Annotated in this window: 1 pseudogene; it reads left to right on the top strand. The window is 42.1% G+C overall.

The features are described 5' to 3' along the window. Nucleotides 1–164: 164 nt before the first annotated feature. A pseudogene (locus C8N29_RS16625) lies at nucleotides 165–1,237 on the top strand (hypothetical protein); the annotation flags it as partial.

Raw genomic sequence — 1,237 nt, 5'->3', positions numbered from 1 at the left:
CGAACAAAGCAAATGGTGGAATACCACCAAAACAAAAGCTGGCTCTAATAGCCTAACCTCTACTTTTAACTGCGGTTAAAAATGGGAGGATTACCTCTCCTGCGTTTATCTTACGAGAAAATTCTACTTTTGAAAGCGGTTATTTTTAGGGATGATTACCAGCAATGGCATTAGGCCGTGGCATTAAAGGATTATTTAAGCCAAAAACCGATACAATCAATTCGCCTGTGGCATGGTACAAGCGTATCTGGCGCACGTTAGAACGTGGTAATCGTCAGGATCAAACACAACACCTACAAGAACAAAGACGTTTAGATGAATTAGTCAGAGGCCAAGGACAGCGTGGTAGTGCTGATGGCGGATTATTGGCCATGCTTGGTTTGGGCTTGGCTGCATTGCTGGCAGCGTTAAAAACAGCTATTCCTAAATTGGGTGATCTTATCCCTGAATTTTTGAAGTCGAAGGACAATCAATCGCCTGTTGCTGTAGTGAAGCTACCTAAAGTTAATGCCCCTATCGCGGCCTATCCGCCTGCTCGCACGCAATCTATTTTAGGTCGTTTAGGCGATACAAGACTAGGTAAGGCTTTTAGTGGGTTTCTAAAAAAAATACCTTATATTTCTAGTTTATTAGAGCTAGGTGCAGGCGGTATTAATGCAGCAAATATTGCCACGGATAATCAATTAACAGAGGCCGAAAAAGCACGATTGCAAGCACAAAATGCAGGGCGAACAGGTGGAGCGATTGCAGGTGGTTTGGGTGGTGCAACAGCAGGTGCAATAGTTGGTACAGCGTTAATTCCTATTCCTGTATTGGGAACGATTATAGGTGGCATATTAGGCGGATGGCTTGGTACAGAGGGAGGACGATTAGTCGGCGATAAAATTGGCGGCTGGGTCGATGACTTACGAAAAGCCGATATTGTTGGACGTATAAGCAATGCGTGGAATGGCTTTATTGAAAAAATTACGCCTTCTTTTAGTGGAATGGCCGATAAGGTTATTGATTTTTTAAGGCCTAAAGCTGAAAAGCCGATTGATATAGTAAAAAATGCACCAACAAAAAAAATGTCATTAGGCGGTAAAGCCGTCCCGATTGTTGGTGATGTTTACGCTGATAAAAGCTCCGAATTGTATAAAAATTATCAAAAGTGGAAAGAGGCGGACACAAACGGAAAAGGCATTATTACGCTTGATGACTTTAAGAAAAGCAAATATGTCAAACAAAACCCTAATTT

The sequence above is a fragment of the Agitococcus lubricus genome, assembly GCF_003051055.1.
GTDB lineage: Bacteria > Pseudomonadota > Gammaproteobacteria > Pseudomonadales > Moraxellaceae > Agitococcus > Agitococcus lubricus.
This window is presented reverse-complemented; position numbering and strand designations above follow the sequence as displayed.